This is a genomic window from Micromonospora sp. FIMYZ51 (genome assembly GCF_038246755.1).
Taxonomy (GTDB): domain Bacteria; phylum Actinomycetota; class Actinomycetes; order Mycobacteriales; family Micromonosporaceae; genus Micromonospora.
The window spans coordinates 5,293,183-5,313,333 of sequence record NZ_CP134706.1 but is presented as its reverse complement, the minus strand read 5'-3'; the positions used below and the strand labels follow the sequence as shown (position 1 = coordinate 5,313,333).

The window sequence follows — 20,151 nt, the reverse complement described above, 5'->3', positions numbered from 1 at the left end:
GACGGAGCGGGAGATGATTGTCGACCTGCGCTCGGACACGCTGACCCGGCCCACCGCCGGGATGCGGGAGGCGATGGCCACCGCCGAGGTCGGCGACGACGTCTACGGCGAGGACCCGACGGTCAACGCCCTGGAGCGCGAGGTCGCCGCGCTGTTCGGGCACGCGGCGGCGCTGTTCTGCCCGACCGGGTCGATGGCCAACCAGATCGCCCTGCAACTGCTGGTGCCGCCCGGTGCGGAACTGCTCTGCGACGCCGACGCGCACGTGGTCACGTACGAGATGGGTGCAGCCGCCGCGTACGGTGCGATCACCTCGCGGACCTGGCCCTCGGTCGGCGCGGACATCGACCCCGATGTGGTCGCCGGCATGATCCGGCCCGACGGCTACTGGGCGGTGCCCACCCGGGCGATCGCGGTGGAGCAGACCCACAACCGGGGTGGGGGCGGGGTGATTCCCTTCGACACGCTGCGCGAGCTGCGCCGGGTCGCAGACGCCGCACAGCTGGCGCTGCACTGCGACGGTGCCCGCATCTGGCACGCGCACGTCGCCGACGGGGTGCCGCTGGCCGACTACGGCGCGCTTTTCGACACCCTCTCGGTCTGCCTCTCCAAGGGGCTCGGCGCGCCGGTCGGTTCGCTTGTCGTGGGTGCCGCCGACCAGATCGAGCGGGGACGGGTGATCCGCAAGCGGATGGGTGGCGGCATGCGCCAGGCCGGCATCCTGGCCGCCGCCGGGCGGTACGCCCTGGCCCACCACGTGGAGCGGCTCGCCGAGGACCACGCGAAGGCGGCCCGGCTGGCCGAGGCGATCGCCCCGTACGGGCTGCTGGCCGCCCCGGTCCGCACCAACCTGGTGCCGCTGGACCTGACCAAGGCACCGATGGACGCGCCTGCCCTGGCCGCCGCCGCCCGCGCCGAGGGAGTGCTCATCTCGGTGCTCGGTCCCCGTACCGCCCGCCTGGTCACCCACCTCGACGTGACCGACGCGGCAGTCGACCATGCCGCCGCCACCCTAACCACCATCCTCCGCACCTAAACCCCGCCCACAACCGCCCCACCCCCTCCCTCGCCGCCCCTCCCTCTGTGCGGCGATCTTGCACTTTCCGTCGCCGCATTTGTCGCATACCGGGCATAACGGCGACCAAAAGTGCAAGATCGCGGCAGCTGGGGGTGGGGGGTGGGTCAGGGGGTTAGGGGGTTAGGGGGTTAGGCGGCGGAGGGTGGTGATGTCGGCCGCGTGGCCCTCGTGGCGCTCGGTGGGGGTTTCCACCAGGATCGGTACGCCGGCCGTGGCGGGATGGCGCATCAGTTCGGCGAAGGCCGGCTCACCGATGGTGCCCTTGCCGATGTTCTCGTGCCGGTCGCGGGTGGAACCGCACAGGTCCTTCGAGTCGTTGGCGTGCACCAGCCGGAGCCGGTCCGCGCCGACGGTGGCCACCAGGGTGTCCAGCGTCTCGGTCATGCCGCCCTCGGCGGCCAGGTCGTGCCCGGCCGCCCAGGCGTGGCAGGTGTCGAAGCAGACGCCGAGCCAGGGGTGCCGATCCACCGCGTCGAGGTACGGCCCCAACTGCTCCACCCGGCAGGCCAGTGACCGGCCACCACCTGCGCTCGGCTCGACCAGCAGCATCGGCCCACCGGTGGCGGCGGCCGAGTCCAGCAGCGGCAGCAGGGACTCGCGTACCTGCCGCATCGCCGCCTCGGTGTGCCCGGCGTCCACCGCGCTGCCGGCGTGGAAGACCACCCCGCGGGCCCCGATCTCGGTGCCGCGGCGCAGCGCGTGGGTAAGCGTCTGCACCGACCGCTCGACCGTCGCGGCGGTCGGGGAGCCCAGGTTGACCAGCAGCGATGCGTGAATGTAGACCGCCACGCCCCGCTCGGCGCAGCCCTGGCGGAACAGCGCGTCCTGGGCCGGGTTGCCGGTTGGCGTCGCCCATCCCCGGGAGTTGCCGACGTAGACCTGGGCCACCTCGGAGCCGGCCGCGTCGAGGTACGGCAGCGCCGCCTTCGCCAGCCCGCCCGAGGTGGGCGTGTGCGAGCCGACCGGCCGGTGACCGGGATCGGTGCCGGTCATCAGAAGCACCCGACGGTGACCGCGCTGCCCGGAGCAACCTGGGCGTTCTCGGGCGGGTTCTGGAACCGGGCGACCGCGTTCGGGTTGAACTGCACCGTCACCTGGAAGCCCTGACTCTCCAGCGCCTGCTTGGCCTGCTGGCAGGGCAGGTCGACGACCCGGGGCACGGTCACCAGGGGCGGTCCCTCGCTGACCTCCAGCCGGACCTGGGCGCCCTTTTCCACTCCGCTGCCGTCGGCCGGGCTCTGCCCGAGCACCTCGTCGCGCGGCTTGTCGGACTGCTTGTAGGTCGGCTCGACCAGCACCAGACCGAGTTGCGCGATCTGGTCGCGGGCCTCGTTGAGGTTCTTGCCGACCAGGTTCGGCACGGTGATCGGAGCTCGGCCCTTGCTGAGGATGACGGTGATCTCGTCGCCCGGCTTGACCTCCTTGCCCGCCTCCGGTTTGGTGGCCACCACCACTCCCTCGGGCAGACTGTCGTCGTAGCGGGCGGTGCCCTTGACGACCGTCAGCTGGGCGCTGACCAGATCCGCCTCGGCCAGGTCGAACTCCTTGCCCACCACGTCGGGCATCGGGAACCGCTCCGGGCCGAGCGACAGGGTCAGGGTGATGGTGCCGCCCCGGACGATCCGGGCGGCGGAGGCCGGGTCCTGTGCCACCACGCCGTCGCGCGGGACCTGCTCGTCGTGGCGGGGGTCGGTGTAGCGCAGGGTGAAGCCGCCCTGCCGGGCCGCCGCTTCCGCCTGGGCCTTGGTCAGGCTGACCAGCTCCGGCGTCTCGGTGTAGCGGCCCACGCCGTACCACCAGCCGCCGAGCGCGGCCACCAGACCGAGCACCACCACGACGGCGGCGACCGCGAAGCGGTTGTTTCCTGATTCGCCAAGCAGCCGGTCCCGCAGGGCCGCCAGCCGGGCACCCAGGTTCGCCTCGCCGCCGCGGTCCGGGGCCGCCCGGCGTCGGCCCCGGGTGGGCGCGCCGCCGTCGGGCAACCGGGCCCAGGACGGCCGCTCGGGTGGGCGGACCGCGGCCACCACCATCGTCGGTTCGGCGACCGCCGGCCCGCCGGGCAGGGAGGGCAGCATGGTGGTCTGGCTGTGCGAGCCGGCCAGGTTCTCCCGGGCCAGCTGCACCTCGGCGAGCAGGGTGCCGGCGTCGGCGGGGCGGCCCGCCGGATCCCGCCGGGTGGCCCGGGCGACCAGTTCGTCGAGCACCCGGGGCAGGCCGGGTACCAGCATCGACGGCGCGGGGACGTCCCGGTCGACGTGCTGCCAGGCGATGTCGATCGGCCGGTCGCCGTCGTACGGCACCCGGCCGGTGAGCATCTCGAACAGCACGATGCCCGCCGCGTAGACGTCCGTGCGGGCGTCGGCACGGCCCTCGGTGACCAGTTCGGGGGCGACGTACGCCACCGTGGCCATCAGTTGGTTGCCGCTGTCGTGGTCGGTGCTCGCCTCGACGGCACGGGCCAGCCCGAAGTCGGTGACCTTGACCACGCCGTCGACGAGGTTGGCCGGGCCACCGCTGGGCGCCTCGGCGACGAGCACGTTCTCCGGCTTGACGTCGCGGTGCACCAGCCCGGCCCGGTGGGCGGCGGCGATTGCGGCGAGCATCTGCTCGGCGATCGCGAGCGCCTCGTCCGGGTTGAGCCGGCGTCGTTCGGTGAGCACCTCGCGCAGCGTGCGCCCGCGTACGTACTCCATCACCAGGTACGGCATTCCGGCGTGGGTACCCTGGTCGTAGACCGCCACCACGTTGGGGTGGGTGAGTCGGGCGATGGTCTTGGCCTCGTCGGCGAACCGGTCGACGAAACCCGCCGGCCCGGTGCGACCCGGCGGGTCCTGGGTGGCGTGAATGATCTTGATCGCCACGGTGCGTTCGAGCCGCTCGTCGGTGGCGGTGTACACGGTCGCCATGCCACCACGGGCCACGCGACCGCGGATGCGGTAGCGCCCGTCGATCAGCGAGCCTGGCAACGTGTCGGCGACCTGTGTGTCCATCGGCAGGGAGTCTATGTGTCGGACGGGGTGGAGGTTGCACAGGATGCTACCGCCGCGTTGGTTCCGCCCGCTCCACCCTGCCCGCGACGCGCTCGATCCGCCCTGCTCAGCACGGTCGGCGGGAGGCCGTTGACCCGGGGGAGGGGTGACGTGGCAGGGTGATCGGGTGACCGACTCCCTGCCCGCCGAGAGCGCCGCGCCCGAGCCCGGCCCCACCGACTGGTTGACCCTGCCGGACGTCGCCGAACGGCTCGACGTGACGATCAGCAAGGTGCACCAGATGATCCGGGACCGGGAACTGATCGCGGTGCGTCGCGACGGCGTTCGCCGCGTCCCGGCCGACCTGGTGGCCAACCGCACCGTGGGCAAGCACCTGCCCGGCGTGCTCACCCTGCTGACGGATGCCGGCTACGACGACGAGGCGGCGCTGCGCTGGCTCTACCAGCCGGACGACAGCCTGCCCGGCCGTACCCCCGCCGCCGCCCTCGGCAGCGACCAGGCCCGCGAGGTCAAGCGGCGCGCCCAGGCGCTCGGTTTCTGAACACCACTGATCTGGGCGGTCTTTCCGGCGAAAGGCGTCGGGGCAGCAGGGGTGCTTTTCCGGGTCAGTCGGCCCGGCGGGTGGCGGCGATGGCCAGGTCGACAAGCGCCTGCCGGGCTTCGGTGTCCAGGTCGACCGTGGTCAGCGCGGCGAGCGCGGTATCGGTAAGCGTGACGATCAGCTGCTCCGTACGGGCCAGCGCGCCGCTGGTGGTGATCAGTTCCCGTAGCCGGTCCACTCCGGCCGGGGCCAGGTCCGCGTCGCCCAGACCGGCGCGCAGCAGTGCCCGGCCGGCCTCGTCGGTCGCCTCCATCGCCGCCGCCACCAGGTAGGTCCGCTTACCCTCACGCAGGTCGTCGCCGGCCGGCTTGCCCGTCTGCGCCGGGTCACCGAAGACCCCCAGCACGTCGTCGCGCAACTGGAACGCCTCACCCAGCGGCAGGCCGTACGCGGAGTAGGCGATGCGGACGTCGGCGGGGGCGTCGGCGAGCGCCGCGCCGAGCAGCAGCGGTCGCTCGACGGTGTACTTCGCCGACTTGTACCGGGCGACCTTTCCGGCCCGCTCCACCGAGGTGTCCCCGGTGACCTGGGTCAGCACGTCGAGGTACTGCCCGACGGTGACCTCGGTACGCATCTCGTCGAAGTCCGGCCGGGCGCGGGCCACCGTCCGGGGGTCGAGCCCGGCCGAGTGCAGCAGTTCGTCGGACCAGACCAGGCACAGGTCGCCCAGCAGGATCGCCGCCGCGTCACCGAAGCCGTCCGGGTCGCCACCCCAACCGGCCGCCCGGTGCCGGGCGGCGAACCGGCGATGTATCGCCGGCTCGCCCCGGCGGGTGTCCGACCGGTCCATCAGGTCGTCGTGGATGAGCGCGCTGGCCTGGACGAACTCCAGCGCGGCAAGGGCGGTCACCACCGGGTCGGTGTCCACCCCGCCGGCACCCCGGTAGCCCCAGTAGGCGAAGGCCGGCCGCAATCGCTTCCCACCACCGAGCACGAACGCCTCGATCGCCTCGGCGACCGGCACCAGAGCCTCATCGACATCGGTCATCCAGGCGCGGCGATCGGCGAGGAAGTCGGACAGGGCCTGGTCGACCCGTCGCCGCAGGCTGGCGCGGTCGACCGGGGAGACGGGAGCAGCGTGGGTCACGTCCCGACGCTAATGGGTCAGGTCCCGGCGCGCCGAGCCACCTGGGTCCGGCGCGTCGTGGCCCACCCGGGTCGGGCGCGCCGAGCCACCCGGGTCCGGCGCGTCGTGGCCCACCCGGCTCCGATCCGGAAAGTCCGGTGATTCAACGGCGGACGTGGGAAGCTGGTGAGATAGCCGGTGTCACCCGCTAGAGTCGGGACGTGGCGCTCGGTCTTCCCTCGATTCTTCCGAATTCGCACCCGGCGATCGGGGAGCTGGTCCGCACCTGCCAGCCGACCTTCTCCTTCGAGTTCATGCCCCCCAAGACCGAGCAGGGGGAGCGGCAGCTCTGGCAGGCCATCCGTGAGCTGGAGTCGCTGCGTCCGTCGTTCGTCTCGATCACCTACGGGGCCGGCGGGTCGACCCGGGACACCACGGTGGCGGTCACCGAGCGGATCGCCACCGAGACCACCCTGTTGCCGTTGGCCCACCTGACCGCGGTCAACCACTCGGTGGCCGAGCTGCGGCACGTGATCGGTCGGCTGGCCGGTGCCGGAGTGCGCAACGTGCTCGCCGTGCGGGGCGATCCGCCCGGCGACCCCACCGGCGAGTGGGTGCCGCATCCCGAGGGCGTGCAGTACGCCGAGGACCTCGTCCGCCTGGTCCGCCGCTCCGGCGACTTCAGTGTCGGCGTGGCCGCCTTCCCGTACCGGCATCCCCGCTCGCCGGACATCGCCACCGACACCGAGCACTTCGTCCGCAAGTGCCGGGCCGGTGCGGAGTTCGCGATCACCCAGATGTTCTTCGACGCCGACGAGTACCTCCGCCTGCGCGACCGGGTCGCCGCCGCCGGCTGCGACACCCCGATCCTGGCCGGGGTGATGCCGGTGACCCGGATCGGCACGATCGAGCGCTCGGTGCAGCTCTCCGGCGCGCCCTTCCCGCCGGCGTTGGCGGCCCGGTTCGAGCGGGTGGCCGATGACCCGGAGGCGGTCCGCCGACTCGGCATCGAGCAGACCAGCGAGATGTGCCAGCGGCTGCTCGACGAGGGGGTTCCGGGCATCCACTTCATCACCTTCAACCGGTCCACCGCGACCCGGGAGATCTGGCAGAACCTCCGGGTGGGCGCCGCGACGTGACACCCGCGGCGCGATACCTCAGCGCCGTCGAGCCGGTTGAACCGTGGTGGGCAGACAGCTGAACTGGAACGAGTACGCCACGGCGTGGGCCCGGCTGCACGGCGGCTTTGACCCCCGGGCCGCCACTGCGGTGGTACGCGGATGGCTGCGCTTCTCGTACCACCTCGGTTTCCTGTTGGGGCGGCTGCGGGTCGGCCCGACCGCGGTGACTGTGGTCGGCGTACTGCTCTGCTTCTGCGTACCGCTGTTCGCGGTGCGGCCGGGCGACGGACCGTTCCTGGCGGCGGCGTTCGTGCTGCTCGCCTCGGTGGCCGACAGTGTCGACGGGGCGGTGGCGGTGATCACCGGCCGCACCACCCGACTCGGCTACGTCTACGACTCGCTCGCCGACCGGCTCGGCGAGGCCGCGTGGCTGGTGGCGTTCTGGCTGGTCGGCGCGCCGGGCGCGCTGGTCGCCGCGGCTGGCGCACTGTCCTGGCTGCACGAGTACGTCCGAGCCCGCGCGGTCGCCGCCGGCATGCGGGAGATCGGCGCGGTCACCGTGGGCGAGCGGCCCACCCGGGTCTGCGTGGCCGTGGCCGGGCTGCTGCTGGCCGGCCTGACCGGGCTGGTCCAGCTGGACCTGGCCGCCGGCACCATCACCATGGCCACCGCGGTCTGGGTGCTGCTGGCCGCGTTCGGGCTCGGGCAGTTGCTCTCCGCCGTGCGCCGGGCACTTATCGACGCGGCCTGACGATCTTCGGGTGTGTTAACAAGGGGCCCTTCCTCTACCTGAGGCGTTAATAGGGGGCCCTTCCTTGCACCAGGACCAGGAGCTACCAGGCGGGCCCGATGGCGTCGGCGACGATCTGGGCGGAGAGGGTGACCATCGGCAGGCCGCCGCCCGGGTGGCTGGAGCCGCCGACCAGCCACAGCCCGTGCGCCGGGCCCCGGTTGGCCGGGCGGAGCAGGCCACCGGCCGTGCCGTAGATGGTTCCGCCCGGCGCGCCGGTCGCGGTGGCCAGGTCGGCCGGGGTGCGGATGTCGCGGAAGAGCAGCCGGTCGCGGACGTCCACGCCACGCTCGGCCAGCACGTCGAGGATCCGGTCGGCGTACGCCTGCGCCAGCCCCGGCCGACGCCAGTCGACCGCCCCGGCGGCGGTGCCCTGGCGGGCGGCGTTCACCAGCACGAACCACGCCTCGTGGCCGGTCGGGCGGACCGCCGGGTCGTCGGCCACGGTGACGAAGACCGTCGGGTCGGCGGCGGGCCGGGCGGGCACCCCGCGACCCGGGGCGCCGAAGACCGCGTCGAACTCGGCGTCGTAGTCGCCCGGGAAGAAGACGTTGTGGTGGGCCAGCCCCGAGTCGCCGCGTACGCCGAGCAGCAGGACGAAGCCGGCCAGGCTGCGGTCGGCGAGCCCGGCCAGCCGGCGCGGGTCGGGCAGCAGGTCACGGTAGACGGTGAGCGCGTCGACGTTTGCCACCACCACGTCGGCGGGGATCGGGGCGTGCTGCCCGGCGACGCGTACCCCGTGCACCCGGCCACCGGCGGCGTCGATCCGGGTGACCGTGGCGCCGGTACGCAGCACCACCCCCAGGTCCAGACAGCGCGACAGCAGCGCGTCGGCGAGGGTGCCCAGCCCGCCGCGCAGGTACCAGCCGCCGTAGGCCAGCTCGGCGTAGGGGACCGCGACCAGCGCGGCCGGTGCGCGGCGCGGGTCGGCGCCGGTGTAGGTGGCGTACCGGTCCAGCAGCATCCGCAGCCGTGGGTCGGACAGGTGGGCGCGGCCCAGCCCGCGCAGGCTCTGCCCGGGCCGGATCGCGGCCAGGTCACCCAGCCGCCAGGCCAGCCGGGCCAGGTCCGGCGGCGAGTCGACCCGGCGGCGCAGGATGTCGTGCTCGGAGGCGCGCCACACCCGGCCGGCGCGCCGCCAGAGCCGCTGCCAGTCGGCGGCGGCCCGGTCGCCGAGGGCCGCGCCGATGCGGGCGGTGAACTCCACCGGGTCGGCGCAGGAGTCGAGCACCGGGCCGCCGCCCGGGAAGACGTGCCGCACGATCGGGTCCAGCGGCACCAGGTCGAGGTACTCGTCGAGCTTGGCTCCGGTGGCCTCGAACAGCTCCTCGAAGACCTGGGGCAGGGTGAGCAGGCTGGGGCCGGTGTCGAAGTGGAACGATCCGGCTTCGGTGGTGCGGGTGTGCCGGCCCAACTTGCCGCCGACCACCTCGGCCCGCTCCAGCACGGTCACCTGGTGCCCGATGACGGCGAGCCGGGCGGCGGTGGCGAGCCCGCCCACCCCGGCGCCGACGACCACGATCCGCGCCATGCCGCGTCCTCCTAGTCGACCGGACGGCCGCGCCAGGACAGGCGCCGCCGCTTGCGCAGATGGTACGACCGTAAGGTCAGCCAGCCGAGGATCGCGACCGACACGGGGTGGCCCAGCGCGTCGGGCCAGGCCCGCCCGCCGGTCGCCCGGGCACTGACCACCCGCCCGGCCACCCCCGTCAGGTACCCGCCGACGGCGAGCCCGGCCAGCGTCGGCGCGCCGGCCAGCAGCGCGGTCGCGGCGACCAGCGGTGGCGCGGTGTAGAACAGGAGCAGCAGGGTCACCACAAGCGCGGCGTTGCCCGGGTGCCCGAACGAGGCCCAGAGCGACTTGGTGTAGCCGTCGCGCAGCTGCGGCCAGTTGTCGTACATCCGGCAGGAGGCCAGCCGGGAACCGTCGGCGAGGGCGATCCGGCCGCCGGCGCGTTTCACCGCCCGGGCCAGCTCGATGTCCTCCAGCACCCGGTCGGCGACCGCCGCGTGCCCGCCGGCCCGCAGGTAGCCGGCCCGGTCCACGACCAGGAACTGCCCGCCGGCCGCCGCCAGCGACGGTCGCGGCGAGCGTTCCATCGCGCGCAGCGGCAGGAAGGTAAGCCACAACCACTGCAACAGCGGCTGCACCAGCCGGTCCGTCACCGTCCGCACCACGATCTTCGGGTACGGCGACAGCAGGGTCGCTCCGGCGGCGCGCAGCTCGGTGACCGCCGCCGCGACGGCGTACGGGGCGAGCACCACGTCGGCGTCCACGAAGACCAGCGCGTCGGCCGACGCCTCGACGCGGGTGGCCAACTGCCAGCAGGCGTGCGGTTTGCCCAGCCAGCCCGGCGGTGGGGCGACGCCGGTGAGCAGGGTGACCCGGGGATCACCGGCGGCCACCGCGCGGACCACCTCGGCGGTGCCGTCGGTCGAGCCGTCGTCGAGCACCACGATCCGCAGTCCGGGCACGCCGCGCTGGGCGAGCAGGGCCCGCAGGCATCCGGTGACCCGGGCGGCCTCGTCCCGCAGCGGCAGCAGCACCGCCACCCGTTCGGTGGTCTGCACCGGTCCGCCGGTCGGCCGGCGCAGCCACCGACCGGCGTTGACCACGGTGTGCCCGGTCAGCACGGCGAGGACGCCGAGCACGGCGAGCGACAACCAGATCATGCGGCGGCGTCGACCCGGTGCCGGGCCGGGCCGGCGTCGCGGTCGCGGGGCCGGCGTCCGCGCAGCAGCGTGACCGCCAGCGGCACGGCGATCACGCCCATGCCGGCCGCACCCCACACCGCCGAGGCGGGCAGGTCGAGGAAGACCGCGTGGGCCAGCACGCTGGAGCCGTACGTCCAGAGGTAGAGCGCGTACATCGGGTGGTCGCCGGTGTCGGTACCGGCCACGGCGGGCCCGGCGAGCGGACGCAGCGCGCTCATCACCAGCACCGCGAAGAGCAGCCAGCCCAGGTAGTTGCTGACCGGGATGCCGGCCAGGCCGGGCAGCGCCGGATCGGCGTCCCGCCACACCCAGTGGCCCTCGGCCACCATCTGCGGATCGAGGAAGAGATCCCAGGTGGCCAGCCCGAGCGTGGCCAGCGCGATCCGCCCCGGCCACCACTTGACGATCCGGGCCGCCACCAGCCAGGCCGGCCAGGCCATCCAGGTCCAGGCCAGCGGGATGATCAGCGGCACCCCGGCCAGCTTCGGGCCGAGTTGGCCGGAGTAGTCGTAGCTGCCGAACGGGAAGCCGGTGGCCACCCCCAGCGCCTCGATGGCGAACCCGCCGCCGGTGGCCAGCGCGACCAGCGCCAGCGCCGTACGCGTCCCCCGGGTCAGCAGCGCGTGGCCGACCGAGAGGAGGTAGCCGAGCACGACGGTGGCCACGGTCAGCCGGGCCCGGGTGGTCCCCTCGGTCAGCGGATAGCCGATCTGGGCCAGCACGAGCAGGGCCAGCAGCGCCCAGGCGTAGCCGCGCGCCAGCCTGGTCATGACCGACCGGCGGGCTCGGGTGCCGGCAGGGGCAGGTCCCGGCCGAGCACCCCGAACGGGCGTTCGTCGCCGGGGAAGCGGAAGTCGCGCAGGATGTCGACGAAGCCGAACCGGCGGTACAGCCGCCAGGCGCGGGAGGTTTTCTCGTCGGCCTCCGGGGTGGAGAGCAGCGTGGTCGTGCCCTCGGCCAGGGTGAGCAGGGCACGTAGCTGGCCGGCGCCCAGACCGTGCCCCTGGGCCGGTGGCCGGACGTGCAGCTCGACCACTTCGAAGCAGTCGGTCAGCCAGCGTTGCCGGGTGGCCGGGTCGATCGCCCGCCAGACCTGGTCGTGCCACCACTGGCCGGGTCCGCCCAGGTAGCCGTACCCGAAGCCGGCCAGGTGGCCCTCGCTGGTCAGGCTGGCGACGGCGCGGAAACCGGGCCGGCGGACGTGGGTGGCGATGTAGCCGCGACGAGCCTCCAGCAGGTCGGCCCGGTAGCCCATGGCCTCGCCGTAGACGGCCACCACGTCGTCCAGCCGGCGCAGCAGGTCGTCCGGGGTCCACCGCACCAGTCTCATGCCCGCCCATCCTTCGCCGGATCGCCGTCGGCGACCCATCCCAGTACCGTCCGGTCACCGATCACGTCACGCACCTCGAACCGGGCGAAGAGTTCCTCCGCGTACCACCGCTCGGTGTCCGTCCGGGTGATCGCGGCCCGGTGCTCCGGGTGACGGTACGCGAACGCCACCAGATCCGCCGGGTCACGCCACACGCTCACGGTGCCCTGCCAGCCCAGTGGTGCCTCGCCGACGCCGAAGCGGGCCAGCAGGCCGGGCGCGGCGTGCAGGGCGGTGGCGACCGGCGGGACCGCCCGCCAGAAGGTGACCGCCCGCGTCGGGCGCAGCCGGGCCCGGGTCAGCGCCAGCACCGGCCCGGCGGTCCGTCCGCCCGGCGGCTCGCCGAACGGTCGCCGGCCGGACCACTCACCCCGGCTGGTCAGCGGCCGTAGGTCGAGCCGGACACCCGACTGGGCGAGGCCGGACCAGGCCCGGCCCACGGGGGAGTCGGCGAACCGGGCCGCTGCGGCGGCGGACTCCCACACCGTGAGCGCCGCCCAGCGGGTCGGGTCGGCGTCGCCTGGCCCGAAGCCGGTGCCGGTCCCGGTGCCGAGCAACTTGCCGAACCGTACGCCGGGCAGGGCTCGCAACCGGCGCGGATCGAGGGCCATCCGGACCAGCACCCGGGGCAGCGCGCTGCGGGGTACCCGCCACACGTGCAGGGTGACCAGCTCCGGAACGCTCGTCGGCCCGGTCACGCCACGTCGGTCGGGGTGCCGCCGGTGACCCGCAGCAACTCGGCGTACGTGGTGGGGAAGACCGCCTGCGGCACGCCACCGGCGGCCCAGATCTCGTCGTACTTCTCCAGGGCGGTGTCCACGAGCGTGCGGAGTGGCTGCGGGTGGCCGACCGGGGCGACGCCGCCGATCACCTGCCCGGTGTGCTCCTTGACGAACTGCGGGGTGGCCCGGCGCAGCCGGGTGATGCCGAGCCGGCCGGCCAGGCCGGCGGTGTCCACCCGGTGTGCGCCCGAGGTGAGCACCAGCAACGGTGCCCCGTCGGCGTCGAAGACGAGCGAGTTGGCGATGGCGCCCACGTCGACGCCGAGCGCCTCGGCGGCGGCTGCGGCGGTGTGCACCGCGTCGGGCAACAGGCGGATCGTGGCGGGGGTGCCGGAGCCGTCCCGGGCGTTCGCGCTCTCCAGCGCGTCCTGCACCGCCCGTACGTTCGGGTGTGGCTGCATACCGCCATTCTTCCCGGTACGCCGGCCGCCGGTGCACCCGGCCACGCCGCGGCGTGGCCGGGCGGAGATCTCCGTGCCCTGCCCGGCGGCGGCGGTGCGGGCCCGCGTCGGGGTGATGTCGGCGCGTCACACGTTGCGTTTTCGTCGGCGGGAGGGTGTACTGTCAGCAGTAGTTAGAACGAGTGTTCGATTGCCTCGAACGTTCGTTCCAACCCCTCGGGAGTGGGTGTTTCGCGGCACCGGCTCCCGACAGGTGCGGTGCCGCGGACCGCACCGGGCCCCGGGCAGTCGCGAGTCCGGGCCCGCTCAGGCAGGACCGTCGTCCGCCGCCCACGACCCCGGGCGGCGGACGACGGACCCGCCGGTACTGCCGGCCGGGTGTGGTGTGGGGAAGCTCCGCACCCGGCCGGCCACCCACCTGGTGCGTCTTCCTCCGCACCGCCCGTCACGGGTGCCTCGCGCGCCGCCGGAGCCGCCTTCCGCCGCGCGCGATCCGCCCGCACCGGCCCACCTGGAGGAGACATGCCGACCAGTCCGGCCCCGGCGCCGACGGTGCCCGCGCACGTGCTGCCGCACCGCACTCCCGCCCAACTGCTCACGGTGGCCCGGCAGGGGCTGGCCGAGGCCGCCCGGACCCGTCCCGACGGCCTCCGGTACGCCGCCGCCCATCTCGCGGCGCTGCGCGCCGCCGCCGCGGTGCTCGCCGCCCGCGCCCGTCCCGCGCCCACCCGACGCAACCGGATCACAAGTGTCTGGGTCCTGCTCGCCGGTGTCGCCCCCGAACTCGACGAGTGGGCCAGTTACTTCGCCCTCGGTGCCGGCAAGCGCGCCGCCGCCGAGGCCGGCATACCCCGGGTGGTCACCGCCCGGGAAGCCGACGACCTGCTCCGCGCCGCCGAGGAGTTCGTGACGGTGGTGGAGCAGGCGCTCGGCCTGGCGCACCAGCCGGCGATCGACGGTCTCGTCGCCTGAGTCGCGGCGTCCGGCCACCACGGCGGGACCCAGGGTGGCCGGACGCCGTCCGGCACGGCATGTCCGCACTTGACTGATCCGACGAAGCACTCAACTGATCCGACGAAACGCACCAGCCACGGGCCGGCACCCGGGCGACACGACGGGGGTAGATGGCGATGGCGGGCCGCATGGTGGTCGGTTCCGCCGCGCTGGCCGGGCTGGTCCGCCCGGCCAGCGCACCCGACCCGGCGGCCGGGCACCGGGTGCTGCCCGTCCGCTCCGAGCTGACCGGGCTGTTGCCCGGCCGCGGGCTACGGCGGGGCAGCACCATCGCGGTCGGCGCCGGGCAGCTCCGGCACAGCGGCACCACGTCGCTGCTGTTCGCCCTGCTCGCCGAGGCGTCCCGGGCCGGTTCCTGGTGTGCCGTGGTCGGGATGCCGACCTTCGGGGCGGGCGCGGCGGCCGAGGCCGGGATCGCCCTGGACCGGCTCGCCCTGGTACCGCAGCCCGGCCCCGACTGGCCCACCGTGGTGGCCGCGCTCATCGACGGGGTCGACGTGGTGGTCATCGCCGTACCGGCCACCGTCTCCGCCTCGGTCGCCAGCCGGCTGGCCGCCCGGGCCCGGCAGCGCGGCTGCGTGCTCGTGCCGTACGGCCGGTGGGACGGCGCGGACGTGCTGCTCCAGGTGGTTCGCGGGGTGTGGGACGGGCTCGGTGCGGGCCGGGGCCGGCTGCGCCGTCGGGAGGTGACCATCTCGGCTCGCGGTCGGGGTGCCGCCGCCCGCCCCAAGGAGGTCCGGGTCTGGCTACCCGGCGACAACCTGACCCGCACCATCCCCACCCCCGCCACGGCCACCCCCGCCGGTGAGCGCACGCCGATCATGCACCTGCGGTCGTCGGGATGAGCATTCTGCGTCTTGTCGGGCGACCCGAAGTGCAGGATCGCGGTGGGCGGGGGAGAGCGAGGTGAGGGTGGCGACGCGGACCCTGCTGCTCTGGTGTCCGGACTGGCCGGTGCTCGCCGCCGAGATCGTCGACGGGGTGTCCGCCACCGGGCCGGTGGCGGTGCTGCACGCCAACCGGGTGGTCGCCTGCTCCGAGCAGGCCAGGGCCGAGGGGGTACGCCGAGGGCTGCGTCGGCGCGAGGCACAGGGACGCTGCCCGGGGCTGACCGTCGTCGACCACGATCCCGGGCGGGACGCACGGGCCTTCGAGCCGGTGGTGGCCGCGGTCGAGGAGGTGGCGGTCGGGGTCGAGGTGATTCGCCCCGGAGCCTGCGCGCTGGCCGCCCGCGGGCCGAGCCGGTATCTCGGCGGTGAGGAGGCGGCAGCCGAACGGATCGTCGAGCACGTCGCGCAGAGCTGCGCGGTGGAGAGCCAGGTCGGCATCGCCGACGGAACGTTCGCCGCCGGGCTGGCCGCCCGCCAGGGCCGGATCGTGCCGCCCGGCGGGACACCGGAGTTCCTGGCCGGCCAACCCGTGGCGGCGCTCGGCCGGCCCGCCCTGGCCGACCTGCTGCACCGGCTCGGAGTGCGTACGCTCGGTGACTTCGCCGCGCTGCCCGCCGGGGACGTGCTGGCCCGGTTCGGGTTCGACGGTGCGTTGGCTCACCGGCTGGCGGCCGGCCGGGACGACCGTCCGCTGGCGGTGCGGCAACCTCCCGCCGACCTGGCGGTCACCGCCGACCTCGACGAGCCGATCGACCGCGTGGATGTCGCGGCGTTCACGGCCCGGACGCTGGCCGAGCGACTGCACGAACGGCTCGCCGGGCACGGGTTGGCCTGCACCCGGCTCGGCATCGAGGCGGTCACCGCGCACGGCCAGGAACTGCACCGGGTCTGGCGGCACGACGGTCTGCTCACCGCGGCGGCGATCGCCGACCGGGTCCGCTGGCAACTGGACGGCTGGCTCACCGGTGCCCGCCGGGGCGCACCGGCCCGGCCCACCGCGGGGATCATCCGGCTTCGGCTGGTGCCGGACGGGATGATCGCCCAGGCCGGGCTACAGGCCGGGCTGTGGGGGGAGACCGGCGAGGAGCGCGAGCGGGCGCATCGGGCGCTGAGCCGGGTGCAGGGACTGCTCGGCCCCGAGGCGGTGGTCACCGCCGTGCTCGGCGGTGGGCGGTCACCGGCCGACCAGACGCGGCTGGTGCCGTGGGGCGACGAACGGCTGCCCACCCGGCCCGGTCCGGCGCCGCCCGAATCCGTCGAACACGGTGGGGCGGTCGGTGCTGGTAGGCGGCGGGTGGGCGCTGGGATGGTCGTACCGGCCTGGCCGGGGCGACTGCCGCCGCCCGCGCCGGCGGTGGTGCTGCCCACGCCGGTCGACGCGAGCGTGCTGGACGCCACCGGTACGCCGGTCGTGGTGAGCGCCCGGCTGGCGGTGAGTGCCCCGCCGGCCCGGCTGACCATCGATGCGACGGCGGAGGTCGTCGGCGGAGTCGGTGTGGGCGGGTCGGCCGAGATCGTCGGTTGGGCCGGCCCGTGGCCGGTCGACGAGCGGTGGTGGGCACCCGCCGAGGCGCGTCGCCGGGCCCGGTTCCAGGTCCGCTTGGCCGACGGCGCCGCGCTGCTGCTCGCCGTGGAGCGCGGCCGATGGCTGATCGAGGCGATCTATGACTGAGACGAATCCAGATCTTGGTACGTCCCGGCCCCCGGGAGGGCCAGATCACTCCCAGCAGGCGATCTTGGACGCTTTCTGCCCCCATAGGGGCCTTCCGGGTCCAAGATTCACTGCGATAGTGGTGACTTTTGGGATATATCGGGGCGAAGTGGGCTGGTTTACCGGTCAGGTGGGTTGGTGTGCCGGTCAGGGCTCGGGGGAGAAACGGTGAGTTTCCACAATCCGCAGCTGTCGTGGTCGGAGTTGGAGCGGGTGCTCTCCGGGCGGACGAAGGGCGGGAAGGTAAGCGGCGGCGGGAAGCGGAACGGCGGCGGATGGGGACGCGGCGGCAGGGAACGGCATCTGCATGTGGTGGATCCGCTCGCGGTCGACGCCGACGGGGGCGACTCGCCAGCGGGAAGCCGACGCCGGGAGCAGTACCGGCCGCCGGAACTGACCCGCCCCGACGGCGTGGTGCCGTACGCCGAGTTGCACGCACACACCAACTTCAGCTTCCTGGACGGTGCCAGCCACCCCGAGGAACTGGTCGAGGAGGCCGTCCGGCTGGGGCTCACCGCGCTCGCCGTCACCGACCACGACGGCTTCTACGGTGTGGTCCGCTTCGCCGAGGCGGCCCGCGCGCTGAACCTGCCGACGATCTTCGGAGCGGAACTCTCCCTCGACCCGGAAGCCCCGGCGCAACGCGGGGCGTCCGGTCGGGGCGGGCACCCGGATCCGCCCGGCAACCACCTGCTGGTGCTGGCGCACGGCCACGAGGGGTACGCCCGGCTGGCCGCGACCATCGCCCGCGCCCAGTTGCGCGGCGGAGAGAAGGGCCGCCCGCGCTACGGCGAGTTGGCGGAGATCGCCGCCGACCTGCGCGACCACGTGCTGGTGCTGACCGGCTGCCGCAAGGGGCACGTGCCGGCCGCCCTGCTCACCGAGGGGGTCGACGCGGCTGCCCGGGAACTGGACCGGCTCACCGCGCTGTTCGGCGCGGAGACGGTGGCGGTGGAGCTGACCGACCACGGGCATCCGGTCGACGGTGACCGCAACGACGCCCTGGCCGAGTTGGCCGCCGCCGCCGGGCTGCCCACGGTGGCCACGAACAATGTGCACTACGCCGCCCCGGGGCGGCACCGGCTGGCCACCACCCTCGCCGCCGTACGGGCCCGGCGCAGCCTGGACGAGATCGACGGCTGGCTGCCCGCCGCCGGCACCGCCCACCTGCGCTCCGGTGCCGAGATGGCGGCCCGGTTCGCCGGCTACCCGGGCGCGGTGGCCCGGGCCGCCGAGTTCGGTGCGGAACTCGCCTTCGACCTGCAACTGGTGGCGCCGCAGCTGCCGGCGTACCCGGTGCCGCCGGGGCACACCGAGATGAGCTGGCTGCGGCAGCTCACCGAGGCGGGCGCGCGGGAACGCTACGGCCCGCGCGCGGCACACCCGCAGGCGTACGCCCAGCTCGACCACGAACTGAACATGATCGAGGAGCTGGGTTTCCCCGGCTACTTCCTGGTGGTCTACGACATCGTCGACTTCTGCCGGCGGGCGGACATCTACTGCCAGGGCCGGGGCTCGGCGGCGAACTCGGCGGTCTGCTACGCGCTGCGGATCACAAACGTGGACGCGGTCCGGCACCGGCTGCTGTTCGAGCGGTTCCTGGCCCCCGAGCGCGACGGTCCGCCCGACATCGACGTGGACATCGAGTCGGGCCGCCGGGAGGAGGTCATCCAGCACGTCTACGCCCGGTACGGCCGGGAGCACACCGCCCAGGTGGCCAACGTGATCTCGTACCGGCCCCGCTCGGCGGTGCGGGACGTGGCCAAGGCGTTCGGCTTCTCACCCGGCCAGCAGGACGCCTGGAGCAAGCAGATCGACAGGTGGGGCGACGTGGCCACGGTGGACGTGCCGGAGATCCCCGAGCAGGTGATCGCGTACGCCAACGAGCTCCAGACTTTCCCCCGGCACCTGGGCATCCACTCCGGTGGCATGGTGATCTGCGACCGGCCGGTGATCGAGGTCTGTCCGGTGGAGTGGGGCCGGATGCCCGGCCGCAGCGTGCTCCAGTGGGACAAGGACGACTGCGCCGCCGTCGGGCTGGTCAAGTTCGACCTGCTCGGCCTCGGCATGCTGTCGGCGCTGCACCACGGCTACGACATGATCGGGATGAGCCTCGATCTCGGCGACATGACGCTTGACGACCCCGAGGTCTACGACATGCTCTGCCGGGCCGACTCGGTGGGGGTGTTCCAGGTGGAGAGCCGGGCCCAGATGGCCACCCTGCCCCGGCTCAAACCCCGCGAGTTCTACGACCTGGTGGTCGAGGTGGCGCTGATCCGGCCCGGCCCGATCCAGGGCGGCTCGGTGCACCCGTACATCCGGCGTCGCAACGGTCAGGAGCCGGTGACCTTCCCGCATCCGCTGATGCGCAACGCGCTGGAGAAGACCCTCGGCGTGCCGCTCTTCCAGGAGCAGCTGATGCAGCTCGCCATCGATCTGGCCGGCTTCGACGCGGCCGAGGCCGACCAGCTGCGCCGGGCGATGGGCGCCAAACGGTCGGTGGCGCGGATGGCGCAGATCGCCGACCGGCTCTACACCGGCATGGCGGACCGGGGCATCACCGGTGAGCTGGCCGACGACGTCTACCGCAAGCTCACCGCGTTCGCCAGCTACGGCTTCCCGGAGAGCCATGCGATGAGCTTCGCCTACCTGGTCTACGCCAGCTCCTGGCTCAAGCGCTACCACCCCGGGCCGTTCCTGGCCGCGCTGCTCAGTGCCCAGCCGATGGGCTTCTACTCGCCGCAGACCCTGGTCGACGACGCCCGCCGGCACGGAGTGGAGGTACGCCGACCGGATGTCAACGCCAGCGGCGCGAAGCCGGTGCTGGAGTCCACCCCGCAGACCCGGTGGGGCAGCCAGCCGGGGGAGCCACCGCACGCCTGGGGGCTGGGCGGGCCGGCGGTACGGCTCGGGCTCGCCGGGGTGCGTACCCTCGGCGACGAGGTGGCCGAGCGGATCGAGGCCGAGCGGGTGGCGCACGGGCCGTACCGCGACATGCCGGATCTGGCCCGGCGGACCGGGCTGACCGCCGCGCAGCTGGAGGCGCTGGCCACCGCGGACGCCTTCGCCTGTTTCGGGCTGACCCGGCGGCAGGCGCTCTGGGCGGCCGGCGCGGCGGCGCAGGACCGGCCGGGCCGGCTGCCCGGCACGGTGACCGGCGCGACGGCCCCCACCCTGCCCGGCATGGCGGCGGTGGACCGGCTGGTCGCCGACGTCTGGGCCACCGGGCTCTCCCCGGAGAGCCATCCGGCCCGGTTCGTCCGGCCGCGGCTGGACGCCCTCGGTGCGGTGCCGATCGACCGGTTGGGCCGGGTCGAGCCGGGTCGACGGATCCGGGTCGGCGGGATCGTCACCCACCGGCAGCGCCCGGGAACGGCGGGCGGGGTCACCTTCCTCAACCTGGAGGACGAGACCGGCATGCTCAACGTCACCTGTTCGCCGGGGCTGTGGCAGCGCTACCGGCGGGTGGCCCGCACCAGCGCGGCGCTTGTGGTGCGCGGGCGGTTGCAGCGGCACGAGGGAGTGGTAAACCTGGTCGCCGACCGGCTGGACGCGATCGAACCGCCGGTCAGCCCCGCTTCCCGCGACTTCCGCTGACCAGCGCTTCCACCGGCCGCCGGTAG

The 20,151-nt window shown here is 74.2% G+C and carries 17 protein-coding genes; 8 read left to right on the top strand and 9 right to left on the bottom strand.

What is annotated here, in order from left to right; genetic code table 11:
• Positions 1-13: 13 nt before the first annotated feature.
• Positions 14-1,036: a GntG family PLP-dependent aldolase gene (locus QQG74_RS23690; protein ID WP_341721340.1), complete on the top strand. Its 1,023-nt coding sequence runs from the start codon at positions 14-16 to the stop codon at positions 1,034-1,036.
• 162 nt (positions 1,037-1,198) lie between these two features.
• Here the strand turns inward: QQG74_RS23690 and QQG74_RS23685 are convergent, their stop codons facing one another.
• Both QQG74_RS23685 and pknB read right to left on the bottom strand, forming a co-directional pair.
• Entirely contained in the window at positions 1,199-2,071 is an 873-nt protein-coding gene (locus QQG74_RS23685) for a deoxyribonuclease IV (protein ID WP_341716937.1), read from the bottom strand.
• On the bottom strand, positions 2,071-4,068 hold the full coding sequence (gene pknB / locus QQG74_RS23680; RefSeq protein ID WP_341716936.1) for a Stk1 family PASTA domain-containing Ser/Thr kinase: 1,998 nt from the start codon (positions 4,066-4,068) through the stop codon (positions 2,071-2,073). The genes QQG74_RS23685 and pknB overlap by 1 nt, the downstream gene beginning before the upstream one ends.
• Positions 4,069-4,234: 166 nt before the next feature.
• Between pknB and QQG74_RS23675 the strand changes: the two genes are divergently transcribed.
• On the top strand, positions 4,235-4,609 hold the full coding sequence (locus QQG74_RS23675; RefSeq protein ID WP_341716935.1) for an Rv2175c family DNA-binding protein: 375 nt from the start codon (positions 4,235-4,237) through the stop codon (positions 4,607-4,609).
• 64 nt (positions 4,610-4,673) lie between these two features.
• Here the strand turns inward: QQG74_RS23675 and QQG74_RS23670 are convergent, their stop codons facing one another.
• Positions 4,674-5,756 (bottom strand): polyprenyl synthetase family protein, encoded by a 1,083-nt coding sequence (locus QQG74_RS23670; RefSeq protein WP_341716934.1) that lies wholly within the window; start codon positions 5,754-5,756, stop codon positions 4,674-4,676.
• Positions 5,757-5,956: 200 nt separating this feature from the next.
• On the opposite strand from QQG74_RS23670, the gene metF reads away from it, so the two are divergent.
• The gene (gene metF / locus QQG74_RS23665) at positions 5,957-6,874 is read left to right on the top strand and encodes a methylenetetrahydrofolate reductase [NAD(P)H] (protein WP_341716933.1); all 918 of its coding nucleotides are present in this window, start codon (positions 5,957-5,959) and stop codon (positions 6,872-6,874) included.
• A gap of 43 nt (positions 6,875-6,917) precedes the next feature.
• Positions 6,918-7,607, top strand: coding sequence for a CDP-alcohol phosphatidyltransferase family protein (locus tag QQG74_RS23660; RefSeq protein ID WP_341716932.1), 690 nt, complete (start codon positions 6,918-6,920; stop codon positions 7,605-7,607).
• Between the two features lie 82 nt (positions 7,608-7,689).
• Here QQG74_RS23660 and crtI read toward each other — a convergent pair whose 3' ends face one another.
• From crtI to QQG74_RS23630, 6 genes are read right to left on the bottom strand one after another with little or no spacing between them, the layout of a single operon-like run.
• On the bottom strand, positions 7,690-9,177 hold the full coding sequence (gene crtI / locus QQG74_RS23655) for a phytoene desaturase family protein (protein WP_341716931.1): 1,488 nt from the start codon (positions 9,175-9,177) through the stop codon (positions 7,690-7,692).
• Between the two features lie 11 nt (positions 9,178-9,188).
• On the bottom strand, positions 9,189-10,319 hold the full coding sequence (locus QQG74_RS23650) for a glycosyltransferase (RefSeq protein WP_341716930.1): 1,131 nt from the start codon (positions 10,317-10,319) through the stop codon (positions 9,189-9,191).
• Complete coding sequence (locus QQG74_RS23645) at positions 10,316-11,131, bottom strand: carotenoid biosynthesis protein (protein WP_341716929.1); 816 nt, start codon at positions 11,129-11,131, stop codon at positions 10,316-10,318. Before QQG74_RS23645 ends, QQG74_RS23650 begins: the two co-directional genes overlap by 4 nt.
• A complete protein-coding gene (locus tag QQG74_RS23640; RefSeq protein WP_341716928.1) occupies positions 11,128-11,691 on the bottom strand; it encodes a GNAT family N-acetyltransferase in 564 nt (187 codons plus the stop codon). Before QQG74_RS23640 ends, QQG74_RS23645 begins: the two co-directional genes overlap by 4 nt.
• On the bottom strand, positions 11,688-12,428 hold the full coding sequence (locus tag QQG74_RS23635) for a monooxygenase (protein WP_341716927.1): 741 nt from the start codon (positions 12,426-12,428) through the stop codon (positions 11,688-11,690). Before QQG74_RS23635 ends, QQG74_RS23640 begins: the two co-directional genes overlap by 4 nt.
• Positions 12,425-12,913, bottom strand: a complete 489-nt coding sequence (locus QQG74_RS23630; RefSeq protein WP_341716926.1) for a YbaK/EbsC family protein — start codon at positions 12,911-12,913, stop codon at positions 12,425-12,427. The genes QQG74_RS23635 and QQG74_RS23630 overlap by 4 nt, the downstream gene beginning before the upstream one ends.
• A gap of 522 nt (positions 12,914-13,435) precedes the next feature.
• On the opposite strand from QQG74_RS23630, the gene QQG74_RS23625 reads away from it, so the two are divergent.
• From QQG74_RS23625 to QQG74_RS23610, 4 genes are all read left to right on the top strand, one after another.
• Entirely contained in the window at positions 13,436-13,885 is a 450-nt protein-coding gene (locus QQG74_RS23625) for an SAV_6107 family HEPN domain-containing protein (RefSeq protein ID WP_341716925.1), read from the top strand.
• Positions 13,886-14,043: 158 nt separating this feature from the next.
• Positions 14,044-14,772: a hypothetical protein gene (locus QQG74_RS23620; protein WP_341716924.1), complete on the top strand. Its 729-nt coding sequence runs from the start codon at positions 14,044-14,046 to the stop codon at positions 14,770-14,772.
• A gap of 61 nt (positions 14,773-14,833) precedes the next feature.
• On the top strand, positions 14,834-16,489 hold the full coding sequence (locus QQG74_RS23615) for a DNA polymerase Y family protein (protein WP_341716923.1): 1,656 nt from the start codon (positions 14,834-14,836) through the stop codon (positions 16,487-16,489).
• Positions 16,490-16,696: 207 nt separating this feature from the next.
• A complete protein-coding gene (locus QQG74_RS23610; RefSeq protein ID WP_341716922.1) occupies positions 16,697-20,125 on the top strand; it encodes an error-prone DNA polymerase in 3,429 nt (1,142 codons plus the stop codon).
• Positions 20,126-20,151: the final 26 nt, after the last annotated feature.

What these genes read in the sequence shown, in the direction of transcription:
- QQG74_RS23620 (WP_341716924.1), top strand. Translation starts at nt 14,044, where the DNA reads ATGGCGGGCCGCATGGTGGTCGGTTCCGCCGCGCTGGCCGGGCTGGTC.
- QQG74_RS23645 (WP_341716929.1), bottom strand. Translation starts at nt 11,131, where the DNA reads ATGACCAGGCTGGCGCGCGGCTACGCCTGGGCGCTGCTGGCCCTGCTC.
- QQG74_RS23625 (WP_341716925.1), top strand. Translation starts at nt 13,436, where the DNA reads ATGCCGACCAGTCCGGCCCCGGCGCCGACGGTGCCCGCGCACGTGCTG.
- QQG74_RS23685 (WP_341716937.1), bottom strand. Translation starts at nt 2,071, where the DNA reads ATGACCGGCACCGATCCCGGTCACCGGCCGGTCGGCTCGCACACGCCC.
- QQG74_RS23650 (WP_341716930.1), bottom strand. Translation starts at nt 10,319, where the DNA reads ATGATCTGGTTGTCGCTCGCCGTGCTCGGCGTCCTCGCCGTGCTGACC.
- QQG74_RS23690 (WP_341721340.1), top strand. Translation starts at nt 14, where the DNA reads ATGATTGTCGACCTGCGCTCGGACACGCTGACCCGGCCCACCGCCGGG.
- QQG74_RS23630 (WP_341716926.1), bottom strand. Translation starts at nt 12,913, where the DNA reads ATGCAGCCACACCCGAACGTACGGGCGGTGCAGGACGCGCTGGAGAGC.
- QQG74_RS23640 (WP_341716928.1), bottom strand. Translation starts at nt 11,691, where the DNA reads ATGAGACTGGTGCGGTGGACCCCGGACGACCTGCTGCGCCGGCTGGAC.
- pknB (WP_341716936.1), bottom strand. Translation starts at nt 4,068, where the DNA reads ATGGACACACAGGTCGCCGACACGTTGCCAGGCTCGCTGATCGACGGG.
- crtI (WP_341716931.1), bottom strand. Translation starts at nt 9,177, where the DNA reads ATGGCGCGGATCGTGGTCGTCGGCGCCGGGGTGGGCGGGCTCGCCACC.